This is a genomic window from Enterobacter sp. Bisph1, from assembly GCF_000814905.1.
Taxonomy (GTDB): domain Bacteria; phylum Pseudomonadota; class Gammaproteobacteria; order Enterobacterales; family Enterobacteriaceae; genus Kosakonia.
In genome coordinates this window covers 94,257-101,751 of sequence record NZ_JXAG01000025.1, presented here as the reverse complement: position 1 = coordinate 101,751, position 7,495 = coordinate 94,257, and the positions used below count along the sequence as shown (strand labels likewise).

Genomic DNA, 7,495 nt, shown 5'->3' with positions numbered 1-7,495 from the left:
CATCAAACAAGCAGAAGGCCATCCTGACGGATGGCCTTTTTGCGTTTCTTCCGCAGCAAAAAACGCTCGCTACGTAAATAACCCGACCATAAAGCCGGGTTTTCGCCTTTCTGTCTTTTAAATCAAGCCGTTAACCCAGCCTTATTCATAATAAACGCGGCTATCTGTTCCACATTATTCAAATCAAGTACCGGAACGCTGAGCGTCACCGGAATATCGCTGGCAACCGCGATAACATGCTCGTCCAGCGTCAGTTCATGTAATTCATGGCCGCAGCCCTGACGCCAGAGAAGGATCTTAGGTACGGCCTCATGTTTAAAACCCTCAACCAGCACCAGATCCAGCCTGGTGACATCCATTCGGCTAACCAGATAAAAAAGATCCAACTCTTCCTCATCCGGGGTTTCGGTCATCAATGCCCAGCGCTGAGAGCTGGCGACCAGCGTTTGCGCCGCCCCGGCTTTACGTAATTCATAGCTGTCCTTACCGGGCTTATCGATATCCATATCATGGTGAGTATGCTTGATTAAACCGGGGCGAACGCCGCGTGAGCAGAGTTCTGGGATCAGTTTTTTCAGCAGCGTTGTTTTCCCGGTTCCGCTCCAGGCGGCTATCGCAAATAACGGAATCATAGCGTCTCCTGCCAGTGAGCGAGATCGTCAGGGGTGTTGACGTTGGCGAAAGCAGATTTTACATCGCTGAAATCGACCGAATGCCCACCGGCCTGGCGCATAAACACCATCACTCGACGTTCACCACTCGTGAGATAATCCTGCAATAACGGTAAAACACTGCGCTGCACCAGCGCGATGGCCGGATGATCCCGCTCGCCATCGTGTACCCAGGCGGCCGGAGAGTGTTGCACACTCCTCTGTAACCGTTCAGCAAGATCCACAGGTATATGCGGCGTATCACAGGGGCAAAAGAGAAACCACTCGCCAGCGCTCTGTTGCATCACCGAGAGCATACCCGCCAGCGGGCCGGGAAAATCCTGCAGCGTATCGGATATCACAGGTAATCTGCTGGCCCGGTAAATATCGAGGTTGCGGTTAGCGCTGATTACCACGCTAGTAACCTGCGGCGATAACCGTTCGGCAACGTGTTGCCATAGCGGTTTCCCTTTTAATTGCAGCAAACCTTTATCCTGGCCGCCCATTCGCGAAGCTTTTCCCCCCGCCAGTACTACGCCCGTTACTGCACCGCTCTCTGTCACCCTTATCGCCTCTTTTATTGTGGGTTTTACCCTGCTAACGTGTCTGTACCAAGAGTAAGGAGCCTACCCATGAAATGTAAACGTCTGAATGAACTTATCGAACTTCTCCAGCCAGCATGGCAGAAAGAACCCGAGCTTAATTTAGTGCAGTTTTTGCAGAAACTGGCGCAAGAATCGGGTTATCAGGGCGAACTGGCGGATTTAAGCGATGACATCCTCATCTATCATCTGAAAATGCGCGACACCTCGAAAGATGCGGTGATCCCGGGTATTCAAAAAGATTATGAAGAGGATTTCAAAACCGCGCTGCTGCGCGCACGCGGCGTAATTAAAGAGTAAAACCTTGTAAGCGGCGCAACCGAAAGCGCCGTGAAATGATATTCTGAGTCATTCGTCAAATTTTCGGATCTCAGGATGACAAGCGCCTTTACTTTCCAGACATTACACCCGGACACCATCATGGATGCGCTGTTTGAGCAGGGAGTTCGGGTGGATTCCGGGCTTACTCCGTTAAACAGCTATGAAAACCGCGTTTATCAATTCCAGGATGAAGATCGTCGCCGTTATGTGGTGAAGTTTTACCGTCCGGAGCGCTGGTCAGCCGAGCAGATCCTTGAAGAGCATGAGTTCGCCTTGCAGCTCAAGCATGATGACGTTCCCGTCGCCGCGCCGCTCGCTTTCAACAATCAAACCTTATTCACCCATCAGGATTTCTTGTTCGCTATTTTCCCAAGCGTTGGCGGTCGTCAGTTTGAAGCCGACAATCTCGATCAGATGGAGTGGGTTGGCCGCTATCTGGGCCGTTTGCATCAAACGGGCAGCAAAAAGCGCTTCTCAAGCCGGCCGGATATGGGGGTTCAAGAGTACCTCCTTGAACCGCGTGCGCTTTTTGAGACTACCGCGCTTATTCCTGCCGGTCTAAAAGAGGCGTTTTTGCTTGCGGCTGATAAGCTTATTGATGCCGTGATGGCACAATGGCATGACCGGTTTAACGTTTTGCGTCTGCATGGTGATTGCCATGCAGGCAATATTTTGTGGCGCGACGGGCCGATGTTCGTTGATTTAGACGATGCCCGTAACGGTCCTGCGGTACAGGATCTGTGGATGCTGTTACATGGGGATAAAGCCGAACAGCGTATGCAGCTTGAGATGATCATTGAGGCCTACGAAGAGTTCAGTGAATTCAATCCCGCTGAACTGGCTCTCATAGAGCCACTGCGCGCCATGCGGCTGGTTTACTATCTGGCGTGGCTGATTCGCCGCTGGGGCGATCCGGCATTTCCCAAAAATTTCCCCTGGCTGAACAGCGAAGACCACTGGCTCAGGCAAACCGCGATTTTTCTTGAACAGGTGAACGTTCTAAAAGAACCACCCTTAACATTAACGCCCATGTATTAAACGGAGAGAGTTGACCATGAAGAAGATTTGGCTGGCGCTGGCAGGTATGATGCTGGCTTTTTGTGCTTCGGCTGCGCAACCTACAGACGGTAAGCAGTTCAATACCCTGGATAAACCCGTGGCAGGCGAGCCGCAGGTGCTTGAGTTCTTCTCATTTTATTGCCCGCACTGCTACGATTTTGAGCAGGTCTGGCACGTTGCTTCCGCAGTGAAAAGCAAGCTGCCGGAAGGCACTAAAATGACCAAATACCATGTGGAATTTTTAGGTCCATTAGGTAAAGAACTGACTCAGGCCTGGGCGGTGGCAATGGCCCTTGGCGTTGAAGACAAAATCACCGCGCCGATGTTTGAAGCCGTGCAGAAAACGCAAACCGTGCGCTCCGTTGCCGATGTCCGCGACGTCTTTATCCAGGCGGGTGTGAAGGGCGAAGAGTATGACGCTGCATGGAACAGCTTTGTGGTGAAATCGCTGGTTGCCCAGCAAGAAAAAGCGGCGGCCGATCTGCAGCTACAGGGCGTTCCGGCCATGTTTGTTAATGGGAAATATCAAATTAACCAACAGGGCATGGATGGCAGCAGCCTGGATGCTTTCGTTCAGGACTATGCCAATACCGTGAAATATCTGGTTGAGAAGAAATAAGAGAACGCCGGTCACTGACCGGCGTTTTTGTATTTGTAGTGCACTTTAATGCTACCAATCAGTTCATCTTTTTCATGCCACAGATTATTTAACCACTGCTGGAAGCGGCGTTTAAAGTGCTTATCGTTAACATAATCCCCGTGCAGCGTTTCATCCACCGGCACGACATTCACCCGAACGACAATCCGCGTTAACCTGCCGCTGAGCATATCAAAAAAGGGCGTCCGGTCGTTTTCCGGGTAGCACAGCGTCACATCAAGCACTTTATCGAACTGTTTACCCAACACATTTAGCGCCATCGCGACGCCAGCGGCTTTCGGCGGCAGTAAATGGGTATAGGAAGAACGTACCTGATGGCGCTTCTCTTCGGTAAAGCGTGAGCCTTCAACAAAATTCACAATCGTGGTGGGATGATGGCGGAATTTCTCGCATGAACGGCGCGTCGTTTCGACATCTTTACCGCGGCGCTCAGGATGGCGAATCAGAAAACTTCTGGAGTAACGACGCATAAACGGCATATCCAGCGCCCAGCATGCAAGACCGAGAAAAGGTACCCACGCCAGTTGCTGCTTAAGAAAATACTTGTTCATCGGAATATGGTTACGCAGTAGCACACATAACACCACGATATCCGCCCAGCTATGGTGGTTGCAGATCAGCAAATACCAGTTTTTCTTATTCAGCCCCTCCAGCCCTTCAACATCCCATTTTAAATGGGGATTGAGGTGCAGCAGCCAGCCCAGCGCCTCACACCAGCAATACATCATAAAATTGCATAGGGTGGAAATAGCGCGCCACAGCGCAGGAACAGGAATTAACAGCTTGAATATTCCGGCAATAATAATCGGTACAGAGCAAACAAGGGTGACCAATATAGTCAGCAGCACACTCAAAAACAGCGTGATGGCTGCAAGTAATTTCGACATAGATAACGTATTCAAAAAGTTAGCTGTCAACGCAGCCTAAAGAGAAGCACAAGGGGACAGATTTTATCAGAAAAGCGCTATCAACAACGCTAAACCTACTGGTAATACCCGAGGGCAGGAATCCCGGCAAAGCAAATCCACTTTTCTTATATCCACATAGGCTAAATTGGCAGCAAAAAGCGCCAACGATCCTTTTTACTTGAATAACTAATTGATTTAAATATATTTGTATATTTTTGCGATCGTAAAAAAGGCACAAAAATCCAGCCTGATAAAAATTACTCACAAACTTATCCACAGGATGTTTATGCGTGGGATCCCGACGATCGCGAAATCTTTTCCGGCATTTGCCGCGAAAAACTCATGTTTTGCCCCTGTCTGTGGCATCCTTTAAGCCATAATTTGATAAACAGGCATGGACATCATGGTTCAGATCCCAGAAAACCCACTTATCCTTGTTGACGGCTCGTCTTACCTTTATCGCGCGTATCATGCGTTTCCGCCATTGACCAACAGCGTCGGCGAGCCTACAGGCGCGATGTACGGCGTACTCAATATGCTGCGCAGCCTGATTTTGCAATATCAGCCGACGCATGCCGCGGTGGTGTTTGATGCGAAAGGCAAAACCTTCCGTGATGAACTGTTTGAACACTACAAATCTCATCGCCCACCGATGCCGGATGATTTGCGCGCGCAAATTGAGCCGCTGCACGCCATGGTAAAAGCGATGGGATTGCCGTTGATGGCCGTTTCCGGCGTTGAAGCGGATGACGTGATCGGTACGCTGGCGCGTGAAGCCGAGAAAGCCGGCCGGCCGGTGCTGATCAGCACCGGTGATAAAGATATGGCGCAGCTGGTAACGCCTAATATCACCCTTATCAACACCATGACCAATACCATTCTTGGCCCCGATGAAGTTGTCACCAAATACGGTGTTCCGCCTGCATTAATCATCGATTTCCTCGCGCTAATGGGCGACTCGTCAGACAACATCCCTGGCGTACCCGGCGTTGGCGAGAAAACCGCCCAGGCGCTGCTGCAAGGCTTAGGTGGGCTGGATACCTTATATGCCGAGTCGGATAAAATCGCCGCGCTGAGCTTCCGCGGTGCTAAAACCATGGCGGCAAAACTTGAGCAGAATAAAGAGGTGGCCTACCTCTCTTACCAGCTGGCGACCATCAAAACAGACGTCGAACTGGAACTGACATGCGAGCAGCTTGAAGTTCAGCAGCCTGCGGCGCAGGAACTTCTTGAGCTGTTTAAGCGCTATGAGTTCAAACGCTGGAGCGCCGATCTCGAAGCGGGTAAGTGGTTACAGGCGAAAGGCGGTAAAACGGCAGCCAAAGCGCAGGAAGCCGTAGTGGTCGAGGCAGAGGACGATACCCCTGCTGTCGCGCTGTCGGCGGAAAACTACGTCACTATTCTGGATGAAGAGACACTGCAAAGCTGGATTGGCAAACTGAAAAACGCGCCGCTGTTTGCGTTCGATACCGAAACGGACAGCCTCGACAATATCAGCGCTCAGCTGGTGGGCCTCTCTTTTGCCATCGAACCCGGCGTGGCTGCGTATGTGCCGGTCGCCCATGATTATCTTGATGCGCCGGATCAGATCCCCCGCGAGCGCGTGCTGGAGCTGTTGAAACCGCTGCTGGAAGATGAAAACATCCGCAAAGTAGGGCAAAACCTCAAATACGATCGCGGCGTGCTGGAGAACTACGGCATTGAGCTACGCGGCATTGCCTTCGATACCATGCTCGAATCCTATACGCTGGATAGCGTCGTCGGTCGCCACGATATGGATAGCCTCTCCGCGCGCTGGCTGAAGCACAAAACCGTCACTTTTGAAGAGATAGCCGGTAAAGGTAAAAATCAGCTGACGTTTAACCAAATCGCGCTGGAACAGGCTGGCCATTATGCGGCCGAAGATGCCGATGTCACCCTGCAGCTGCATCTGAAGATGTGGCCGGAGCTGCAAAAACACGCCGGTCCGCTAAACGTCTTCGAAAATATTGAAATGCCGCTGGTGCCGGTAATTTCGCGTATTGAGCGTAACGGCGTCAATATCGATCCTGCCGTGCTGCACAAGCATTCCGAAGAGTTAACGCTACGGCTGGCGGAGCTGGAGAAAAAGGCGCACGAAATTGCCGGCGAGCCGTTTAATCTCTCTTCAACCAAACAGCTGCAGACCATTCTGTTTGAAAAGCAGGGCATTAAACCGCTGAAGAAAACCCCTGGCGGCGCGCCGTCAACCTCCGAAGAGGTGCTGGAAGAGCTTGCCCTCGATTACCCGCTGCCAAAAGTGATCCTTGAACACCGCGGGCTGGCGAAGCTGAAATCGACCTATACCGATAAGCTGCCGCTAATGATTAACCCGAAAACCGGGCGCGTGCACACTTCTTACCATCAGGCCGTTACGGCAACCGGGCGTTTATCGTCAACGGATCCGAACCTGCAGAATATCCCGGTGCGTAATGAAGAAGGCCGCCGTATCCGCCAGGCGTTTATCGCGCCGAAAGATTACCTGATTGTCTCGGCGGACTACTCGCAAATTGAGCTGCGCATTATGGCGCATCTGTCGCGTGATAAAGGTCTGCTGTCTGCGTTCGCCGAAGGTAAAGACATTCACCGCGCCACGGCGGCGGAGGTGTTTGGCCTGCCGCTGGAGAGCGTCAGCAATGAACAGCGCCGCAGCGCGAAGGCGATTAACTTTGGCCTGATTTACGGCATGAGCGCTTTTGGCTTATCGCGCCAGCTTAATATTCCGCGTAGAGAGTCGCAAAAGTATATGGATCTCTACTTCGAGCGCTATCCTGGCGTGCTGGAGTATATGGAGCGCACCCGTGCGCAGGCGAAAAAGCAGGGTTATGTCGAAACTCTTGATGGTCGCCGCCTCTATTTACCGGATATTAAATCCAGTAACGGTGCCAGACGAGCCGGTGCTGAGCGTGCGGCGATCAATGCCCCGATGCAGGGCACGGCGGCGGATATCATTAAGCGGGCAATGATCGCCGTTGATGGCTGGCTGCAAAAGGATAAACCGCGCGTACGTCTGATCATGCAGGTGCATGATGAACTGGTATTTGAAGTGCACAAAGATGATGTTGAGGCGGTATCGAAAAAGATCCATGAACTGATGGAGAACAGCACTCAGCTCGATGTGCCGTTGCTGGTGGAAGTGGGCAGCGGGCCAAACTGGGATCAAGCGCACTAAGATATAGCGTAACAGCGGGCTTTTTCTGTAATAAAGCAACATACAGCCCGCTGTTTTGTGACAGCCATTAGAATTCCCTATGTAAAAGTTGAAAAGAAATTACAAAA

At 51.6% G+C, this 7,495-nt stretch carries 7 protein-coding genes; 4 read left to right on the top strand and 3 right to left on the bottom strand.

Annotated elements, in window-relative coordinates; translation table 11 throughout:
- Nucleotides 1-122: 122 nt before the first annotated feature.
- Both mobB and mobA read right to left on the bottom strand, forming a co-directional pair.
- Nucleotides 123-632 carry a molybdopterin-guanine dinucleotide biosynthesis protein MobB gene (gene mobB, locus RW65_RS03480; RefSeq protein ID WP_156123958.1) on the bottom strand — a complete coding sequence of 170 codons (510 nt, stop codon included), beginning with the start codon at nt 630-632 and terminating at the stop codon, nt 123-125.
- The gene (mobA, locus tag RW65_RS03475; RefSeq protein WP_039055293.1) at nt 629-1,213 is read right to left on the bottom strand and encodes a molybdenum cofactor guanylyltransferase MobA; all 585 of its coding nucleotides are present in this window, start codon (nt 1,211-1,213) and stop codon (nt 629-631) included. Before mobA ends, mobB begins: the two co-directional genes overlap by 4 nt.
- 69 nt (nt 1,214-1,282) lie before the next feature.
- Between mobA and RW65_RS03470 the strand changes: the two genes are divergently transcribed.
- From RW65_RS03470 to dsbA, 3 genes are all read left to right on the top strand, one after another.
- Nucleotides 1,283-1,552 (top strand): YihD family protein, encoded by a 270-nt coding sequence (locus RW65_RS03470; RefSeq protein ID WP_039055292.1) that lies wholly within the window; start codon nt 1,283-1,285, stop codon nt 1,550-1,552.
- A 75-nt stretch (nt 1,553-1,627) separates the two neighbouring features.
- Nucleotides 1,628-2,611 (top strand): serine/threonine protein kinase, encoded by a 984-nt coding sequence (locus RW65_RS03465; protein ID WP_039055291.1) that lies wholly within the window; start codon nt 1,628-1,630, stop codon nt 2,609-2,611.
- A 16-nt stretch (nt 2,612-2,627) separates the two neighbouring features.
- Nucleotides 2,628-3,251, top strand: a complete 624-nt coding sequence (gene dsbA, locus RW65_RS03460) for a thiol:disulfide interchange protein DsbA (RefSeq protein ID WP_039055290.1) — start codon at nt 2,628-2,630, stop codon at nt 3,249-3,251.
- Nucleotides 3,252-3,262: 11 nt separating this feature from the next.
- On the opposite strand, the gene yihG is transcribed toward dsbA, so the two are convergent.
- Nucleotides 3,263-4,177 (bottom strand): 1-acylglycerol-3-phosphate O-acyltransferase, YihG family, encoded by a 915-nt coding sequence (gene yihG, locus RW65_RS03455; protein ID WP_039055289.1) that lies wholly within the window; start codon nt 4,175-4,177, stop codon nt 3,263-3,265.
- Between the two features lie 424 nt (nt 4,178-4,601).
- Between yihG and polA the strand changes: the two genes are divergently transcribed.
- The gene (polA, locus tag RW65_RS03450; RefSeq protein WP_039055287.1) at nt 4,602-7,388 is read left to right on the top strand and encodes a DNA polymerase I; all 2,787 of its coding nucleotides are present in this window, start codon (nt 4,602-4,604) and stop codon (nt 7,386-7,388) included.
- Nucleotides 7,389-7,495: the final 107 nt, after the last annotated feature.

Excerpts from the sequence above, each read along its gene's own strand:
- polA (WP_039055287.1), top strand. The coding sequence starts at position 4,602 with ATGGTTCAGATCCCAGAAAACCCACTTATCCTTGTTGACGGCTCGTCT.
- mobB (WP_156123958.1), bottom strand. The coding sequence starts at position 632 with ATGATTCCGTTATTTGCGATAGCCGCCTGGAGCGGAACCGGGAAAACA.
- dsbA (WP_039055290.1), top strand. The coding sequence starts at position 2,628 with ATGAAGAAGATTTGGCTGGCGCTGGCAGGTATGATGCTGGCTTTTTGT.
- yihG (WP_039055289.1), bottom strand. The coding sequence starts at position 4,177 with ATGTCGAAATTACTTGCAGCCATCACGCTGTTTTTGAGTGTGCTGCTG.
- RW65_RS03465 (WP_039055291.1), top strand. The coding sequence starts at position 1,628 with ATGACAAGCGCCTTTACTTTCCAGACATTACACCCGGACACCATCATG.
- RW65_RS03470 (WP_039055292.1), top strand. The coding sequence starts at position 1,283 with ATGAAATGTAAACGTCTGAATGAACTTATCGAACTTCTCCAGCCAGCA.